This window comes from Halomonas urumqiensis (assembly GCF_003028575.1).
In the GTDB taxonomy this organism is placed as follows: domain Bacteria; phylum Pseudomonadota; class Gammaproteobacteria; order Pseudomonadales; family Halomonadaceae; genus Halomonas; species Halomonas urumqiensis.
The window spans coordinates 349,555-365,935 of record NZ_PYUD01000003.1 but is presented as its reverse complement, the minus strand read 5'-3'; the positions used below and the strand labels follow the sequence as shown (position 1 = coordinate 365,935).

At 64.5% G+C, this 16,381-nt stretch carries 16 protein-coding genes; 6 read left to right on the top strand and 10 right to left on the bottom strand.

The genetic code is table 11. The features are described 5' to 3' along the window. Positions 1-163 precede the first annotated feature (163 nt). A complete protein-coding gene (locus C6V82_RS11500; RefSeq protein WP_102587146.1) occupies positions 164-565 on the top strand; it encodes an MbcA/ParS/Xre antitoxin family protein in 402 nt (133 codons plus the stop codon). 2 nt (positions 566-567) lie between these two features. Next, positions 568-1,263 (top strand): RES family NAD+ phosphorylase, encoded by a 696-nt coding sequence (locus C6V82_RS11495; RefSeq protein WP_229843169.1) that lies wholly within the window; start codon positions 568-570, stop codon positions 1,261-1,263. Positions 1,264-1,520: 257 nt separating this feature from the next. Here C6V82_RS11495 and C6V82_RS11490 read toward each other — a convergent pair whose 3' ends face one another. After that, positions 1,521-2,063 (bottom strand): helix-turn-helix domain-containing protein, encoded by a 543-nt coding sequence (locus tag C6V82_RS11490; RefSeq protein WP_102587145.1) that lies wholly within the window; start codon positions 2,061-2,063, stop codon positions 1,521-1,523. Positions 2,064-2,228: 165 nt separating this feature from the next. Next, positions 2,229-2,522, bottom strand: a complete 294-nt coding sequence (locus C6V82_RS11485; protein ID WP_180978231.1) for an EF-hand domain-containing protein — start codon at positions 2,520-2,522, stop codon at positions 2,229-2,231. Between the two features lie 166 nt (positions 2,523-2,688). Between C6V82_RS11485 and C6V82_RS11480 the strand changes: the two genes are divergently transcribed. Next, on the top strand, positions 2,689-3,339 hold the full coding sequence (locus C6V82_RS11480) for a flavin reductase family protein (protein ID WP_102587143.1): 651 nt from the start codon (positions 2,689-2,691) through the stop codon (positions 3,337-3,339). Positions 3,340-3,373: 34 nt separating this feature from the next. Here the strand turns inward: C6V82_RS11480 and C6V82_RS11475 are convergent, their stop codons facing one another. Further along, positions 3,374-4,243 carry a pirin family protein gene (locus tag C6V82_RS11475; RefSeq protein ID WP_102587142.1) on the bottom strand — a complete coding sequence of 290 codons (870 nt, stop codon included), beginning with the start codon at positions 4,241-4,243 and terminating at the stop codon, positions 3,374-3,376. Positions 4,244-4,406: 163 nt separating this feature from the next. Here C6V82_RS11475 and C6V82_RS11470 point away from each other — a divergent pair, with 163 nt between their 5' ends. Continuing rightward, complete coding sequence (locus C6V82_RS11470) at positions 4,407-5,354, top strand: LysR substrate-binding domain-containing protein (protein WP_102587141.1); 948 nt, start codon at positions 4,407-4,409, stop codon at positions 5,352-5,354. A gap of 79 nt (positions 5,355-5,433) precedes the next feature. Here C6V82_RS11470 and C6V82_RS11465 read toward each other — a convergent pair whose 3' ends face one another. Further along, positions 5,434-6,381 carry a D-2-hydroxyacid dehydrogenase family protein gene (locus C6V82_RS11465; RefSeq protein ID WP_102587140.1) on the bottom strand — a complete coding sequence of 316 codons (948 nt, stop codon included), beginning with the start codon at positions 6,379-6,381 and terminating at the stop codon, positions 5,434-5,436. 97 nt (positions 6,382-6,478) lie between these two features. After that, positions 6,479-7,228 carry a haloacid dehalogenase type II gene (locus C6V82_RS11460; RefSeq protein ID WP_102587139.1) on the bottom strand — a complete coding sequence of 250 codons (750 nt, stop codon included), beginning with the start codon at positions 7,226-7,228 and terminating at the stop codon, positions 6,479-6,481. A 202-nt stretch (positions 7,229-7,430) separates the two neighbouring features. Between C6V82_RS11460 and C6V82_RS11455 the strand changes: the two genes are divergently transcribed. Beyond that, a complete protein-coding gene (locus C6V82_RS11455) occupies positions 7,431-9,416 on the top strand; it encodes an aconitate hydratase (RefSeq protein ID WP_102587138.1) in 1,986 nt (661 codons plus the stop codon). Positions 9,417-9,501: 85 nt separating this feature from the next. Here the strand turns inward: C6V82_RS11455 and C6V82_RS11450 are convergent, their stop codons facing one another. Together C6V82_RS11450 and C6V82_RS11445 are read right to left on the bottom strand one after the other, a co-directional pair. Next, complete coding sequence (locus C6V82_RS11450; protein WP_102587137.1) at positions 9,502-10,104, bottom strand: 2-hydroxychromene-2-carboxylate isomerase; 603 nt, start codon at positions 10,102-10,104, stop codon at positions 9,502-9,504. Positions 10,105-10,162: 58 nt separating this feature from the next. After that, positions 10,163-11,680: a malonate--CoA ligase gene (locus tag C6V82_RS11445; RefSeq protein ID WP_102587136.1), complete on the bottom strand. Its 1,518-nt coding sequence runs from the start codon at positions 11,678-11,680 to the stop codon at positions 10,163-10,165. Between the two features lie 277 nt (positions 11,681-11,957). Between C6V82_RS11445 and C6V82_RS11440 the strand changes: the two genes are divergently transcribed. Beyond that, complete coding sequence (locus tag C6V82_RS11440; RefSeq protein ID WP_102587135.1) at positions 11,958-13,433, top strand: protein adenylyltransferase SelO; 1,476 nt, start codon at positions 11,958-11,960, stop codon at positions 13,431-13,433. Positions 13,434-13,443: 10 nt separating this feature from the next. On the opposite strand, the gene C6V82_RS11435 is transcribed toward C6V82_RS11440, so the two are convergent. The 3 genes from C6V82_RS11435 to dctP all read right to left on the bottom strand — a co-directional run bounded on the left by C6V82_RS11435 (position 13,444) and on the right by dctP (position 16,347). Further along, positions 13,444-14,763, bottom strand: coding sequence for a TRAP transporter large permease (locus tag C6V82_RS11435; protein ID WP_102587134.1), 1,320 nt, complete (start codon positions 14,761-14,763; stop codon positions 13,444-13,446). After that, a complete protein-coding gene (locus C6V82_RS11430) occupies positions 14,763-15,269 on the bottom strand; it encodes a TRAP transporter small permease (RefSeq protein WP_102587133.1) in 507 nt (168 codons plus the stop codon). Before C6V82_RS11430 ends, C6V82_RS11435 begins: the two co-directional genes overlap by 1 nt. Before the next feature lie 76 nt (positions 15,270-15,345). Beyond that, entirely contained in the window at positions 15,346-16,347 is a 1,002-nt protein-coding gene (gene dctP, locus C6V82_RS11425; protein WP_102587132.1) for a TRAP transporter substrate-binding protein DctP, read from the bottom strand. Positions 16,348-16,381 lie beyond the last annotated feature (34 nt).

Sequence of the window (16,381 nt, the reverse complement as noted above, 5' to 3'; positions counted from 1 at the left end):
GCGATTCCTTACACGGCGGGTGGATGGTTGGGTGATGGGGTGACACCGTCATGGTGCCGCAAAACGACAGGCGGATAAACGCGGGCGATTTGGTGATTCGCATGCGAATCATAGGTGGACTATAATCCGTATGAGGATTTCTTGTTCTCCCAGGAGCCACGCCATGCGCGCCGACACATTGCCCGAACGCCCTGATACAGCCAGCCCGGAAGCCGGTCGTGTGGCCTTGAAATTCTTCTTCAACGTCATGGAGCTGTGGGGTTGTACGCCGGCCCAGCAACGTATCTTGCTGGGCGGTATCGGCAATACCACCTACCACAAGTACAAGAAGCTGCCAGGGGTGCGTCTGCCACATGACACCCTGGAGCGTATCTCCTACCTCATGGGCATACACAAGGCCCTGCGCATTGTCTTCAGCGGCAACCCCGAGAAGGCCTATGAGTGGGTGTGCAAGGCTAACGCCGCACCGCCGTTCAATGGGCAGTCGGCACTCGAGTACATGTTGCATGGGCGCGTCGTGGACCTGGCGGATACCCGGCGCTACCTGGACAGTGTGAGGGGGTGAGCGTGATAGCGACACGCCTCCCGGAATGGCGCAACGCCTTTCGTATCGTCAACAGTGCCTATCCGCCCATCGCGGTGTTCGAGGACACCCTGGACCCGGAAGACCTGGAGCTTGCCTTTGCCATCGAGGCGATGACGAACGACAGGTTGCTCGAGGAGGCGGGCCGACTGAACCGTGTTCCGCCTCATGATCGTATCTCGGGCCCCGGTTCCACCTCCATCATGGCGGCCTTTACCCACATTGGACGCCCATCGCGGTTCACCGATGGGACCTATGGGGTCTACTACTGCGCCAGCACGCTGGATGCGGCGATTGCCGAGACCCGCCACCACATGGCCGAGTTTCTGGCGGCCACCCGTGAGGCCACCGTCGAGATCACCATGCGCACCTATATCAACACGGTTACCCAGGCGCTGCATGACGTGCGCGCGGGGCATCCCGAGCTGCACGACCCGGACCCGGCGACCTATGCCCAGGGGCAGGCGTTCGCTTCGCGTATCAGGGCGGAAGGGGCATGGGGGATTCTCTATCGCAGCGTTCGACAGCCTGGACACGAGTGCGCGGCGGTCCTCAGGCCAGCGGCGCTGAGCATACCCGTCCAGGGCCCGCATCTTCGTTATGTGTGGGATGGCAAGTCCCAGGCCGTTACCCATGTCCTGGAAGTGACAGAGCACCGCTGGGACGACCCTGTGACATGACGTCAACGAATGCCGGCCTGTCGGGAAAGGCGATTCGCAAGGCGCTCTAGACGCTGGTTACCAGCTACCACGATGAACTGGCCCGGCACGTGGAAAGTGAGGTACCCGGTGCCGTGACCCTGGCCACCGCCAAGGGGCCGCTGGGGCCCTTCATGAAGAAGGTGGGCATCGCCGGACACCGGATCCCTATCTGGGCTGGCTGACCCTGGGGGATACGGTGTTCTCGGTGCGTGAGCGCTCGCCGTAGTCGTGAGCGCTCAGGATGCGACTTTCTCAGGCGGACCTTCGGCGTATTGCCGGCGCCAGGCCAGCGGGCTTACGCCCATGGCGCGGTGGAAGGCGCGGGTCAGATGGGATTGGTCGCAGAAACCACAGGCAAGCGCAATGCGTGACAGCGATTCGTTGCTTGAGAGGATCATCTCGCGGACCCGTTCCAGGCGCTTGCGGGTGATATGCGCACGCGGCGTCTCGCCGAAACTGTGCTTGAAGGCATGGGAAAAGTGGCTGGCGCTCAGCCGCGCCACGCCTGCCAGGTCTCGGGTGTGGATGGTTTCGCCCAGATGGGCCTCGATATACGCCTCCAGGCGTTTGATTTGCCAGCTGGAAAGGCCGCCGTGGGGCTTGAAGGCCGCGTTGGTGAGGCTGTCGGCCTGCTGGAGAAGCGCCATGGCTTGCCCGAGGCTCGCGCTTGCCGACTGGCGGTCGGTGGCCAGTGCCGCTTCGGCATCGTCGATCAGCCGGAGCACCGTGATAAGAAGGTCGTCGGCCTTGCTGCGGGCCGCCGACGACGGGACCGACATCGTCTGGTTCCTCCACTGCAATGCAATCGGTGGATTCACTATAGCCGCGCGGACGCCGGGCGACGGATGATTTGACTCAGCAAAAGGAAGGGCGGGTGCCGCAGCACTCGCCCCTTGGGTTGCCCCGGTGTCTTGCCATGGTGTCTTGCCATGGTGTCGCGTGGCTCAATACGGCCGGTAAGCATATTCGCTGGGTGACAGGTAGCCATCCTGGTTCCTGTCCAGTACCCAGAAGGCTTCCGGGAGTCGTCCGCCAGCTTCCATGGCGGAGAGCCTGCCATCACGGTCGGTGTCCAGTTGGCGGAAGTGGCTGCTACGAGCCGCCTGGTCCTGGGAATGCGCGCCGATGCTCTGAAGCGGGTCTTCGTGGGGGAGTTTGCCGCTGCCCTCGGCCAGGGTGGCGCTTGGCGCTAGGAGCAGGGCCAGTGCGATGGCCATTGCCCTCCAGTGGGTGTTCATGTCCGTCATCCTCCTGCATGGTTCGGCGAGATGTCGAACGCATGAATCAGGATGGTCGCTGCACTGCGCAAATTCTTGCCTGCAGGTGTGGCAATTTGGATTTACCTGCGGTGTTCTATCAGCTTCGTGTTTTACCAGCGGTTTTCCAGCGCAACAGGGGAATGATATGAGCGACTACCTTATTGGCGATCACGACCTGAGCCCCGGCAAGATCTACCGGTTACTCTCTGGCAGTATCTGCCCGCGCCCGATCGCCTGGGTCTCGACGCTGGATGGTGAAGGCAACGCCAACCTGGCGCCGTTCTCGTTCTTCAACGTGGTCAGCGTCAACCCCCCGGTGCTCGGTTTTTCGCCGCTGCTGGATGGCGACGCCAGCCCCAAGGACACCATTCGCAATCTCGACGAGGTGGGCGAGTGCGTGGTGCATATCAGTGGCGAGGGGCTGGTGGAGGAGATGAACGCAACCAGTGCCGGCCTGCCCCACCACGAGGACGAATTCGCGCTGGCCGGGCTCGACAAGGTCAGCATGCCGGGGGTGTCGGTGCCGCGCGTGGCCAACGCCCCGGTGGCTTTCGGCTGCCGGCTGCGCGAGATCATCCGCTTTGGCGACGAGCCGCTTGCCGGCAACCTGGTGCTCGCCGAGGTGGTGTCGATCCATGTCGACGATGCCATCTGGGATGGCCGCCACGTGAGCCTCGAGGGGCTCAAGCCCATCGGGCGCATGGCGGGCAATGACTATGCCCGCTGCACGGATCTGTTCGTGGTGGAACGCCCGGCTTCGGGCAGTGCGATGAGCCGCCAGGAGCGTGGCGGCTAAGGCTTGTGGGGTCAGGCTCTCCAGGGCAGGGCTGCTAGCCTGCCAGGCGGCCGAACTTGCCGGCCTGGAAATCGGCAAAGGCCTGGTGGATCTCCGCTTCGCTGTTCATGACAAAGGGGCCATGGCCCACCACCGGCTCGTCGATGGGCTCGCCTGTGAGCAGCAACAGCCTGGCATCGTTGTTGGTCTCCAGGTGCAGCGTGTCGCCCTGACGCTCGAAGGCCACCACGGCCTCGTCTCGCACGACGGCGTCGCCGTTGACCTGCACGGTGCCCTCGAGCACTACCAGCAGGGTAGTGTGGCCCTCGGGTACCCTGAGGGTCGTCTCGCCACGTTGCTCAAGCCGCAGATCCCAGACGTTGATCGGGGTGAAGGTGTGAGCGGGCCCTTCATGGCCGCGATACTCACCGGCGATCACGCGTAGCTCTCCGGCTCGCTCCGGCAGCGTCACCCTTGGGATATCGGCGTCGAGCAGGGTCTGGTAGGCTGCGGGGGCTGACTTGTGCTCGGCAGGCAGATTCACCCACAGCTGCACCATCTCCATGCTGCCGCCACGCTCGGTGAAGGCGGGGGAGTGGAACTCCTCGTGGACGATGCCCGCACCCGCGGTCATCCACTGGACGTCTCCCTCGCCGATTTGCCCGCCGCTGCCCGTGGAATCGCGATGCTCGAGCTCGCCCCGGTAGACCAGGGTTACGGTTTCGAAGCCGCGATGCGGATGGGCACCCACGCCGCGTGGCCGGCGTGCCGGCGTGAAGTCGTGTGGGCCGGCATGGTCGAGCAGCAGGAAAGGGCTCAGGTGTTGCGCACCCAGGCGGTCGTAGGTGAACAGCGAGCGCACGGGGAAGCCGTCGCCGACCCAGTGGCCGCGGGGAGCGCTGTAGATGCCGTGGATCTTCTTCATGTCTGGCTCCTTTTTCTTTCTATGGTGAGGGGCTTGGTGGTGAGGGGCTTGGTGATGAGCACGTTAGCCCGATGCAGAAAGCCTAAATGGAGAACAGTGGTGGCGGTAGGGGGTGTTATTTACACTGTCCGTTCTACCAATGGAACGACAGGACCGCAGCGTCATGCAGGATCTCAACGACCTTTACTATTTCGTCCAGGTGGTGGATCACGGCGGCTTCGCCCCTGCCGGCCGGGCCCTGGGTATCCCCAAGTCGAAGCTGAGCCGGCGCATCGGCCAGTTGGAGGAGCGCCTGGGCACCCGGCTGATCCATCGCTCCACGCGTCATCTGTCGGTCACTGAGCTTGGCCAGGCCTACTACCGTCACTGCCAGGCGATGCTGGTGGAGGCGCAGGCGGCCGAGGAACTGATCGCGCGCAACCTCACCTTGCCACGGGGCACTGTGCGCCTGAGCTGCCCGCCGAGCCTGCTTCACTACCTGATCACGCCGCTTTTGGTGCGCTTCATGGCCCAGTGCCCCGACGTCGAGGTGCAGGTGGAGGCCACCAGCCGGCGGATTGACGTGGTCAAGGAGGGCTTCGACATGGCCATCCGGGTGCGCTTCCCGCCGCTGGAGGACAGCGACCTTGCCATGAAGGTGCTGGCGAGGAGCCCCCAGCGCCTGGTGGCGGCACCGGCGTTGCTCGAGGAACGGCCCAGGCCGAGGGTGCCGGGAGACCTGGCGACACTGCCGAGCCTGGACTTCGAGCAGGTCCACCGCCAGCACTACTGGGAACTGGACGGGCCGGAGGGGGAAACTGCCCAGATTCGCCATCAGCCGCGGCTGGTCACCGACAATGCCGAGACGCTACATCGGGCGGCCCTGGCCGGGCTCGGGGTGGTCAAGCTGGCCTTGCTGGTGGCTAGCCAGGACCTCCAGGCGGGGCGGTTGATTGACGTGGTACCCGGCTGGGAACCACGGGGCGGTATTCTTCATGCTGTTTTCCCCACACGGCGCGGCGTGCTGCCCGCAGTACGCGCGCTGCTGGAGTTCCTGGCAGACAATATCAACGAGGTCGATTTCACCAGTGACACCGCCTGGACAATGACCCAGAGCGGACAGGAGACGTAACGCTCGTCAGGCCCGGTGGGTTAGTCGGCTTCCTGCTCGGCGTCGGTAAATGTCGATGGTCACCAGGTGTCGAATCGGCTCATTCAGCCAGGTTGGTGACGGGCTTGCCGGCGGCGAAGGCCAGCAGGTTGTCGAAGGCATCGCCGAAGTAGAGCTCGTAGCTGTCCTTCTCGACGTAGCCCAGGTGCGGTGTGGCCAGGAGATTGGGAAGCTCCAGCAGCGGGTGGGTGACTACCGGCTCCGCGTCGAACACGTCCACCGCCGCCTGAGCGGGTCGGCCGGCCTTGAGGGCGGCTTCCAGCGCGCCATCGGCGATCAGCGGCGCGCGGCTGGTGTTGACCAGCAGTGCGGTGGGCTTCATGCGGGCCAGGTGGTCGGCGCTGACGATGCCGCGTGTCTCGTCATTGAGCCGCAGGTGCAGGCTCAGCACGTCACTGCGTTCGAACAGGTCGTTCTGGCTGCTGGCTACCTCGAGCCCTGCATCAGTGGCGCGGGTGCGCGTGCCCTCGCGCCCCCATACCAGCACGTGCATGTCGAAGGCCTGGGCGTAGCGCGCCATCAGTCGGCCGATCTTGCCGTAGCCGAAGATGCCAAGGGTGCGCCCTCTGAGCCCTGTGCCCAGGGTGCGTTGCCAGCGCCCAGCCTTGAGGTTGGCGACCTCTTCGGGAATGTGGCGCATGGCGCTGAGTACCAGCCCCCAGGTCAGTTCGGCGGCGGCGTGGGGCGAGCCGGTGCCGGCCGTGACGGTGACGCCATGGCGCTTGCAGGCGGCCATGTCCACGTGAGCCGCACCGCCACCGGTCTGGCTGATCAGCTTTAGGTTGGGCAGGCGGGCGAGCAGCGCCTCGGTGATCGGCGTGCGTTCGCGGATCAGTACCAGCGCATCCGCGTGCTGGAAGCGTTCGGCCAGCGTTTCCAGGTCGGTTGTGGTGTCGTTGAACACCGTGACATCGTGGCCATCGAGCTTGCCGAAGGTCTGCAGCGTGCGAACACAATCCTGATAGTCATCCGGAATCACGATGTTCATCGCACCGGCTCCTTGTCGTGGTAGGTGGTAGCCGACATCGTGCTGCGTTCGCGCAAGCTTTGCCAGACATCGAGCAGGGCGCTGCAATCGAGCCTTGTCACGGCGTGTCGGACGGTGGCCCGACCAGCTGGTCGGCGAGGTCGAGGAAATCGTTGGCCACGACATCGAAGCGTGGGTCCACGCTGAGATCCACTTCCGCCTCCGGGCCATGCTCCAGCGGGCGCTTGACGAAGGCGGTGCGGAACCCTTCTTGGTAGGCGGCCTGCAGGTCGTCCTGGTGGGCAGCCACCATCATGATCCGCGAGGGAGGAAGGTCGAGCAGCTCGGCGGCCTTGTGATAGACCTCGGGATCACGCTTGTAGTGTCCTGCGAGTTCGGCGGAAAGCACGCAATCCCAGGACAGGCCCGCGTGCTTGGCCATGTTGACCAGCAACGAGACATTGCCATTGGAGAGCGTGGCGAGGATGAAGCGCCGGCGCAGTCGCTGCATGCCCGCGACGCTGTCGGGCCAGGGGTCGAGACGGTGCCAGACCCGATTGAGATGTGCCTTGTCGGTTTCATCAAGCCGTTCGGCGATGCCGAAGTCTTCAAGCAGCCGATCCAGCGTCATGCGGTGCAGGTCATCCAGGCGGGTCCAGGGCAACTCGCCATGACGCACCCGGTCCATCGCCGGGGCATAGCCGCCGCGCCAAGCATCGGCGAAGGCGGCCCAGTCGATGTCCAGGCCTCGCGCCCGACCCAGCGCCTGGCCTTCACCAATCACACTGGAGCGCCAGTCCACCACGGTGCCGAATACATCGAAGGTCAGCGCGCCGATGTTGGCCAGCGGTTCATGGGCATCACTCATGCTTGGGCCTCCGTGGATCTCCCGCTGGAGCCGGTATAGATAAAAGTTGCATGCAACTACGCTCGATATAAGCCGAATCTAGGCCTATATTGGCGGTGATTGCAAATAATCGTACACAATTCAGAGTCAGACCATGGTCGAAGGCCGCGTATCGACAGCCAACAACGCCTTCGACAGCCAATAACAATGACAGGACCGCTCCATGAACCAGCCTCACAAGCCGCTCAATCTGGCTCAGCAGCTGATCCGGGATCATCTGGTCAGCGGTGAGATGACCCCCGGCAGCGAAATCGCCCTGCGCATGGATCAGGCGTTGCTCCAGGATGTGCTTGGCACCCTGGTGATGCTAGAACTCGAGGCCATGGGCCTGGACCGCGTGCATACCAATCCCAGCGTGCAGTACATCGACCACGGTCTGGTGCAGGCCGACAACCTGAATGCCGAAACCTACCTGTTTCTGAAGAGTGCCTGCGAGCGTTTCGGGGTGTGGTACTCGGGCCCCGGCAATGGCATCAGCCACCCGGTGCACATGGAGTACTTCGGCGTGCCGGGGCAGTCCATTGTGGGCTGCGATAGCCACACCACGTCGGCGGGTTCGCTTGGCATGCTGGCCATCGGCGCGGGGGGAATCGAGGTGGCCACGGCCATGGCCGGCGAGCCGCTCTACCTGACCATGCCGAAGATCTGGGGTATTCGCCTGGAAGGGAATCTGCCGGACTGGGTTTCGGCCAAGGACATCGTGCTCGAGCTGCTGCGCCGCCATGGCGTGGCCGGTGGCAAGAACACCATCATCGAATACCATGGGCCCGGGCTCGATGGGCTTTCCGCCATGGACCGCCATGTGCTGGCCAACATGGGCACCGAGATGGGCGCCACCGCCACGGTGTTCCCGAGCGACGAAGAGACACGCCGCTTTCTGGCCGCGCGCGGCCGTGAAGCTGACTGGAAGGCGCTTGCCGCCGAGCCCGGCTGCACCTACGACCTGGAGGAGACGCTGGATCTCTCGGCGCTAGTGCCGATGATTGCGCTTCCCTCCAGCCCCGACAAGGTGGTGCCGGTTAGCGAGGTGGCTGGTGAGCCGCTGCATCAGGCCTACGTGGGGTCCTCGGGCAACCCTGGCTATCGCGATTTCGCGGTGGTGGCAAGCATGGTCAAGGGGCGCCAGGTAGCCGACGGCGTATCGCTGGACATCAATCCGTCATCGCGGCAGGTACTCTCGACGCTGATTCGTGATGGCTATCTGGGCGATCTGGTGGCAAGCGGCGCGCGCCTGCATCAGACCGGCTGCAACGGCTGCATCGGCATGGGTCAGGCGCCGGCGGCGGGTCTCAACAGCCTGCGCACCGTACCGCGCAACTTCCCCGGGCGTTCCGGTACCCGTGAAGACAGTGTCTTCCTGTGCAGCCCGGAAACCGCCGCCGCCTCGGCGCTGGCGGGGGTGATCAGCGATCCACGTACCCTCGAGATGGCCTACCCGCGCATCCTCGAGCCTGAACGGATGGTGGTCAATCGCGATGTCTTCACGCCGCCGCTACCGCTTGCGGAAGCACGCCTCAAGCCGCTGCAGAAGACCGACAACACCCCGGCGCTGCCCGAGCTCCATCCACTGCCCGATACCCTCGAGGTGCCGGTGCTGCTCGTCACGGGTGACAACATTTCCACCGATGACATCATGCCGGCGGGACAGCGAGTCATGCCCTACTGGAGCAGTGTCTACGCCTCGGCTCCCTTCACCTTCGAAGCGGTGGATGCGGACTACGCTGGACGTGCCGAGGCCAGCCGTGAACTGGGTGGTCATGCCATCGTCGGCGGGCATAACTATGGGCAGGGCTCGAGCCGCGAGAATGCCGCACTGGTACCCCGCTACCTTGGCCTGCAGGTGGTGCTGGCGAAGAGCTTCGCGCGCATCCATTGGCAGAACCTGGTGTGCTTCGGTGCGCTGCCGCTGAGTTTTATCGATGAAGCGGACGCCGCGCGACTGGAGCAGGGCGATTGCGTGGCGATCCGCGACCTGCACGCTCAGCTCGCCGCCGGTCCGGAACTGACCGCCGAGATTGTCGGCAAGGGCAACATCCGCCTGCATCATGGGCTGAGCGAGCGCCAGCGCGAGTTGCTGGCGGTGGGTGGGGTGATCAACCATCTGCGCGCCCGTCAGGGCGAACAGAACCCGGCTGGCGCCAAGGGGTGAACGATGCCTCGCCCGGTGACGTGGCGCCGGGCGAGGCATGCGGGGAGACGTCCTGGCTCACGTCAGCATTCGGTACTCGCGCTCGTCACTTGCCCGCTTTCAGGGCGTGTTCCAGCAGGTCGAGGCGGTCCTGGCCCCAGAACGGTTCGCCGTCGAGGTCGTACCAGGGTGAGCCGAAGCAACCCGCCGCCAGTGCGCGCTCGCAGGCCTCCTCCATCCGTTGCTGGCCCGCCTCGCCTTGCGCTTCCTCGAGCAGTTCCTGGCCACTCAGGCCGCACGCCGCGGCGATCTCGACAAGCGTTGCCGGGTCGGCGATGTCGCGCTCCTCGACCCAGCAGGCGCGCAGCATGCCGAGGGTGAGGGCAGCGATGTCATGGCCGTGTGCCTTGGCGGTCAGCGCTAGCCGTACCGCCGTGCGATCATCGGCGGGGAAGTGTTTCGGCTCCACATTCAAGGGAATGCCCAGCCGCTGTGGCCAGCGCTTGAGTTCCACCATGCGGTAGGCCTGGCGCTCCGGCGCGCGCTTGGCAAGCGGCAGGCCACCGGTCTTGGGAAAGATCGCGCTCATGGTGACCGGCACGTACTCGACGCTTACGCCGTGGCGCGCGGCGATCTCGCCGAGCCTGGCATGCCCCAGGTAGGTCCAGGGCGATACCGGGGTGAAGTAGTAGGTGATGCGGCTTGCCATTCGTCGTCTCCTGAAACGATCGATCGGTATTCATCGCTGGGTTTTCATCGATCGGCTGTTATTGATAAGCGTCCGCGAACCGCTTGCGCAACTCGTTCTTCTGCACCTTGCCCATGGTGTTGCGTGGCAGGGTGTCGACGAAGAATACCCGCTTGGGTTGCTTGTACTTGGCTAGCCGCCCGTCCAGATGGCCGATCACCGTGGCTTCATCGAGCTCGGCACCAGGCCGGCGCACCACCACCGCGGTCACGCCCTCGCCGAAATCGGGGTGGGGCAGGCCGATTACCGCCGATTCCGCCACCTCATCGAGCTCGTCGACCACCTGCTCGACTTCCTTCGGGTAGACGTTGTAGCCGCCTGAAATCACCAGGTCCTTGTCCCGGCCCACGATATGAACGTAGCCCTGGTCATCGACCATGGCGAGGTCGCCGGTGATGAAGAATCCGTCATCGAGCAACTCTTCGCGGGTCTTCTCGGGCATGCGCCAGTAGCCGATGAACACGTTGGGGCCGCGTACCTGCAGCATGCCGATCTCGCCGGCGGGCACGTCGGTGCTGCTCTCGCGGTCGGTGATGCGTATTTCCACGTCCGGCAGCGGCATGCCCACGGTGCCGGCACGGCGTGCGCCCACATAGGGGTTGGAGATGTTCATGTTGGTTTCGGTCATGCCGTAGCGCTCGAGGATGGCATGGCCGGTCTTCGCCTCGAAGGCCTCGTGGGTCTCGGCGGTGAGCGGTGCCGAGCCGGAGACGAACAGGCGCATGTTGGCGGTCACCTCCGGAGTCAGTCGCGAGTCGGCCACCAGGCGGGTGTAGAAGGTCGGCACGCCCATCATCACCGTGCCGCGCGGCAGCTCCTCGAAGATCACGTCGGCGTCGAACTTCGGCAGGAACAGCATGCTGGAGCCGGCCATCAGGGTGACGTTGCAGGCCACGAACAGCCCATGGGTATGGAAGATCGGCAGGGCGTGGATCAGGCGGTCCCCGGCGCTGAAGTGCCAGGCCTCGGCCAGGGTCGCGGCGTTGGAGCCGAGGTTCTGGTGGGTCAGCATGGCGCCCTTGGAGCGGCCGGTGGTGCCCGAGGTATAGAGAATCGCCGCCAGATCACGCTCGCCTAGCGCGACGATGTCCTCGCGCGGGGTGGCGTCACGGGCCTTGTCCATCAGGCTGCCATCGGCCTCGCTGCCGAGGGTTTCCACCGCGGGGCAACCGGTGTCGGTGGCGATGGCGCGGGCCTCGTCCAGCACCTTGGGGCGACAGACGAACAGCGCCGGTTCTGCATCACCCAGAAAGTAACGGATCTCATCAAAGGTATAGCCGGTGTTCAGCGGCAGATAGACGCCACCGATGCGCAGGCAGGCGAGATAGAGCAGGATCGCCTCGGGGCTCTTGTCGACCTGCACGGCGACGCGGTCACCGGTGGCGACACCCAGTTCGGTCAGCGCCCCGGCCAGCCGCGCACTGTCAGTGAGCGCATCGGCGTAGGAGTAGCGGCGCCCCTCGCGGGTGGTGATGAAATCGGCGTCGCCACGCTCGCGCATGCGCGCGGCAAAGGTCTCGAACAGGTTGTGGCTCATTTGACGGTGTCTCCCTTGGCCAGCTTGCGGGCGCGGCGGAGTACATCGCCTTGTGCCGCCGCGCGTTGGATGAATACTCAAATGAAGGTTTGCCGAACCGATGTCAAATCCAGGGCGAGCGCTTCAGTGATTTCGTGGCAAGTGTCAGGCGCTTCGAGAACCCACGCACTGCGGCTGGCTCGCTGTCGACACTCGCTATCGATAAACGCAAAACCTACCTTTATACTCGGGTATTCATCCGTCCGCTGCCGCTGCGCGGCGTTTCACCGGAGCCGTCATGTTTCCCGAGTTCACCCTGCGTTATGCCCACCTGCCGTCGCATTTTTTCGAGCGTTTCGACCCACTGCCGGTAGACTCGCCCCGGCTGGTCGCCTTCAATCGTCCACTGGCCGATGAATTGGGATTCGACCTCGACGCCTTCAAAGACCAGCAGGCCGCCGCGTGGTTTTCCGGCAACCAGGTGCCTCCGGGTGCCGCGCCGCTGGCCCAGGCCTATGCCGGGCACCAGTTCGGCAACTTCGTGCCGCGCCTGGGGGATGGCCGTGCGGTGCTGCTGGGTGAGGTGACTGGCCGCGATGGCGGGGTGCGCGACATCCAGCTCAAGGGTGCCGGGCGCACGCCGTTTTCACGCGGCGCCGATGGCCGCGCGCCACTCGGGCCGGTGCTGCGCGAATACCTGGTCAGCGAGGCGATGCACGTGCTTGGCGTGCCGACCACCCGGGCGCTGGCGGCGGTGACCAGCGGTGAGCGGGTATTTCGGCGTGTCCCCGAGCCCGGTGCGGTGCTGACCCGGGTGGCCTCGAGCCACCTGCGTGTCGGCACCTTCCAGTATTTCGCTGCGCGGGGCGATGTGGCTGCCATTCGCACCCTGGCCGACCTGGCCATCGAGCGCCACTACTCTCACCTTCAGTCAGAACGTGATGAGGGCGGGCGCTACCTGGCGCTGCTCGACGCGATGCAGGCCCGCCAGGCCAGGCTGGTGGCGAAATGGATGGGGCTTGGCTTCATTCATGGGGTGATGAACACCGACAACACCTCGATTTCCGGCGAGACCATCGACTATGGCCCCTGCGCCTTCATGGAGCGCTTCGACCCGCAGTGCGTGTTCAGCTCCATCGACGAGGGTGGCCGCTATGCCTACCGCAACCAGCCGTGGATCGCCCAGTGGAACCTGGCGCGTTTCGCCGAGACCCTCATTCCGCTGATCGATGACGACCAGGACAAGGCGGTGGAGAAGGCGACTGCCTCTATTCAGGCCTACCCCGCGCAGTACGAAGCCGAGTGGCTGGCGGTGATGCGTGAAAAGCTCGGCCTTGCGACGCAAGAGGAAGGCGACCAGGCGCTGGCCGACGACCTGCATGAAGCGATGCACGCAGGCCATGCCGACTTCACCCTGACCTTTCGCCGCCTGGCGGACGCCATCGAGGAGGATGCCCCGGCGCTGCTCGAGCTGTTCAACAATGACCGGGCGCTGCGGGAGTGGCTCCCCCGCTGGCGCGAGCGCCTGACTCGGGAGGCTGTCCCGAGCGACGCGATCGCGTCTCGCCTGCGCGCGGTGAACCCGCTCTACATTCCGCGCAATCACAAGGTGGAGGAGGCACTGGCCGCCGCCGCCGAGCATGATGATTTCGGCCCCTTCGAGACGCTTCGCGAGGTGCTGGCGCAGCCGTTCACCGAGCAGCCCGGGCGCGATGATCATGCCCGCCCGGCACCGCCCAGTGAGCAGGTGTTTCGGACCTTCTGCGGCACCTGAATCCGCCGGATCAACTCGAGTTGATCATCCCCGGCAGCCAGGTGGCGAGTGACGGGAAGGCGATCAGGATCGCTACCAGCAGCATCGAACAGAGGATGTAGGGAATCGCCGCGGCATAGATCTCGCGCATGGTGGTGCCGGCGGGTGCCACCCCTTTCATCACGAACAGCAGCAAGCCGAGCGGTGGCGTCGAGAAGCTGATCTCGAGCGCCAGCAGCACGATGATGCCGAACCAGATCAGGTCGAAGCCGAGTGCCTGGGCCAGTGGGAAGAAGAAGGGCGCGGTCAGCATCATGATCGAGATCTGTTCCATGAAGGTGCCGAGCACCAGCAGCACGGCGAACATCGCCAGCAGCATGAGGATCGGCGCCAGGTCGAAGCTGGTGGCCCACTGGATCAAGCCGCTGGAGGCGCCGGAGAAGGCCAGCAACTGGCTGAAGGTGGCCGAGCCGAAGACGATCAGGTAGGCCATCAAGGTGACCTTCAGGGCGCCGGTCACCGACAGCTTGAAGGCCTCCCAGCTCATGCAGCGGTAGATAGCCGCCAGCACGATGGCCCCCAGTGCGCCAAATGCCGCCGCCTCCGAGGGGGTGGCGAAGCCGGTCAGCATCAGGGTCACGATCAGCACCATCACGCTGATCATGGGCAGGATGTCGGTGGCGATCAGCTTGAGCTTCTGGCGCATCGGCACCGGTTCCAGCGCGTAGGTGGGCGCCGCCGACGGGTCCAGCCTGGTCTGCAGCCAGATGGTGGCCATGTAGAGGCAGGCGAGCACCAGCCCCGGCAGAATGCCGGCAATCAGCAGGGCACCGATGTCGATCTTGGCCAGGGTGGCGAGCAGCACGGCCAATGCCGAGGGCGGAATGATGATCGCCAGGCCCCCGGTACCCAGAATCGGGCCGATGGCCATGTGTTTCTTGTAGCCGCGACGCTGCATCTCGGGCACCAGCAGCGAGCCCATCAGCGCCGTGGACCCCATGGAAGAGCCGCTGAGCGTGGAGAAGCCGGTGCCGCCCACCACGGTGACGTAGGAGAGCCGCCCAGGCACCTTGCCCATCAACTGGTCGATGGCATTGAACATTTTCATGCCGAGGCCGGTTCTGAAGAACAGCTCACCCATCAGCAGAAACAGCGGGATGGGCACCAGGTTGAAGCTGGAAAGCCCCCCGAATCCGTTGTTGAGCAGTTGTATGAGACCGTTCTGCCCGCCCATGAAGTGCCAGGCACCTATCAGGTTGGCGGCAAGGAATGCCAGTGCGATGGGCGTGCCCAGCGCCATGAACACCAGGATCATGGTGAGCAGAAAGGCCAGAGCCAGATACCATTCCATTATTCTTTTATCCCCGCTTCGCCGCTGTGAAGGATTTCCGGGCCCACCACGAAGCGGGCGAACTCGATCGCCATCAACGTGAAGCTGATGGGAAAGGCGATGGTGAGAATCCACTTGGGTACGAAGAATGCGCGCACGTCGTAGTCGCTGCGCTCGATATTCATCATCACCAGGTCAAGCCCTTTCCAGGCCAGTACCGCGCAGACCAGCACGCACAGCAGGGCGACCAGCCGGCTGAGCACGTTGAGGGCGGCGGGCGGCAGCACCGACGTGAGCAGCTCGATATGGACATGGCCCTTTTGACGCACCAGCCAGGGGGCGCCCAGAAGGGTCAGGTAGAACATGGCGTACTCGGTGGAGAGAAAGAACCAGGCCGAGGGTTGCAGGCCAATGTTGCGGATCACCACGGAGAGCACGATGGCCACCATTAGCCACACCAGCATGATGGCGGCCACCAGGGCCATGCCGTTGAGTACCATCAGGTAACAGCGGTTCACTAAGTGCATAGCGTCGTCCAGGGCGTGAAGCCGAAAGCCGGGCGGACGTGAAGGGCCGAGCGACGCATCGCCGGCCCGTCGTGTCTCACAGGTCGTTGAACTTCTCGATCAGTGCGTCGTAGTGATCGAGCCCCATCGGGTGGCGCTCCATCTGGCCGCGCATGCGCTCCCAGGTGGCTTCGCGAGCGGCTTCTGAGAACGTGGCGCCGGCCTCGCCTTCCAGGCGGAAGACCTGCATGCCGTCATCCTCGAGTTCCTGCTGCTGCTCCTTGGCAAGCTCGGCGAGCTGTTCGGCACTGTCGCGCTCGTGTTCGATGGCCACTTCCTGGAGGATCTCGCGGGATTCCTCGCTCAACTGGTTCCAGCTGTCGAGATTGACGATCACCCCCATGTCGGTGGAGAAGAACGCCGGGTCGATGCGGTAGTTGAGGAAGCGGTCCCAGTTGAGGTCCTTGAGGCCGATCTGGGTCCAGCCGGTGGCGTTGACCACGCTGCGCTCCAGCGCCGAGTAGACATCGGTGGTGGGCAGGCTGATCGGCTGGGCGCCCAGGTAGTCCTGGAAGAAGGCGTCATAGACGGGATTGCTGCGCAGGGTCAGGCCCGAAACGCTGAGGTTGCCGTCCTCGTCGATTTCCGGCTCCTCGATGGTATAGAGGTTGTAGCTGACGCCACTGTCGAACCAGCCGAGATAGTAGGTGCCCATCTTCTCCTGGTGGATCTCGTTGAGCAGGTCGATGCCGCCGTTTTCGCGGGCGAAGATCGCATTGGTGTTCGAAGCGACCATGGCGTCACGCTCCGGCACGGTGCCGGCGTAGAAGCTGGCCGCCGTGTAGGCCATGTCGACCACGCCGTTGCGCACCGCATCGGGTTGCTCGGACAGACCGATGACCTCTGGACCGCCGCGTACGTCGATCTGTACCACGCCGTCGCCACGCTCGTTCACCTTGTCGACGAATTCGAGAAAGCTCTTGGTGTAGATCAGCGAGGTCGGGAAGGCGTGAACCGCGCTGATGCGGTCGAGCGCCATGGCCTGGCCGGAGGCCAGCAGGGTAGCGATGCCTAGGGAAGTGATCAGGCTCTTGTTCATGGTTGTTCTCCTTGTGAACAGCGGGTGATCGTGT

Coding starts and splice junctions, on each gene's coding strand:
- C6V82_RS11500 (WP_102587146.1), top strand. CDS start 164: ATGCGCGCCGACACATTGCCCGAACGCCCTGATACAGCCAGCCCGGAA.
- C6V82_RS11490 (WP_102587145.1), bottom strand. CDS start 2,063: ATGTCGGTCCCGTCGTCGGCGGCCCGCAGCAAGGCCGACGACCTTCTT.
- C6V82_RS11485 (WP_180978231.1), bottom strand. CDS start 2,522: ATGAACACCCACTGGAGGGCAATGGCCATCGCACTGGCCCTGCTCCTA.
- C6V82_RS11480 (WP_102587143.1), top strand. CDS start 2,689: ATGAGCGACTACCTTATTGGCGATCACGACCTGAGCCCCGGCAAGATC.
- C6V82_RS11475 (WP_102587142.1), bottom strand. CDS start 4,243: ATGAAGAAGATCCACGGCATCTACAGCGCTCCCCGCGGCCACTGGGTC.
- C6V82_RS11470 (WP_102587141.1), top strand. CDS start 4,407: ATGCAGGATCTCAACGACCTTTACTATTTCGTCCAGGTGGTGGATCAC.
- C6V82_RS11465 (WP_102587140.1), bottom strand. CDS start 6,381: ATGAACATCGTGATTCCGGATGACTATCAGGATTGTGTTCGCACGCTG.
- C6V82_RS11460 (WP_102587139.1), bottom strand. CDS start 7,228: ATGAGTGATGCCCATGAACCGCTGGCCAACATCGGCGCGCTGACCTTC.
- C6V82_RS11455 (WP_102587138.1), top strand. CDS start 7,431: ATGAACCAGCCTCACAAGCCGCTCAATCTGGCTCAGCAGCTGATCCGG.
- C6V82_RS11450 (WP_102587137.1), bottom strand. CDS start 10,104: ATGGCAAGCCGCATCACCTACTACTTCACCCCGGTATCGCCCTGGACC.
- C6V82_RS11445 (WP_102587136.1), bottom strand. CDS start 11,680: ATGAGCCACAACCTGTTCGAGACCTTTGCCGCGCGCATGCGCGAGCGT.
- C6V82_RS11440 (WP_102587135.1), top strand. CDS start 11,958: ATGTTTCCCGAGTTCACCCTGCGTTATGCCCACCTGCCGTCGCATTTT.
- C6V82_RS11435 (WP_102587134.1), bottom strand. CDS start 14,763: ATGGAATGGTATCTGGCTCTGGCCTTTCTGCTCACCATGATCCTGGTG.
- C6V82_RS11430 (WP_102587133.1), bottom strand. CDS start 15,269: ATGCACTTAGTGAACCGCTGTTACCTGATGGTACTCAACGGCATGGCC.
- dctP (WP_102587132.1), bottom strand. CDS start 16,347: ATGAACAAGAGCCTGATCACTTCCCTAGGCATCGCTACCCTGCTGGCC.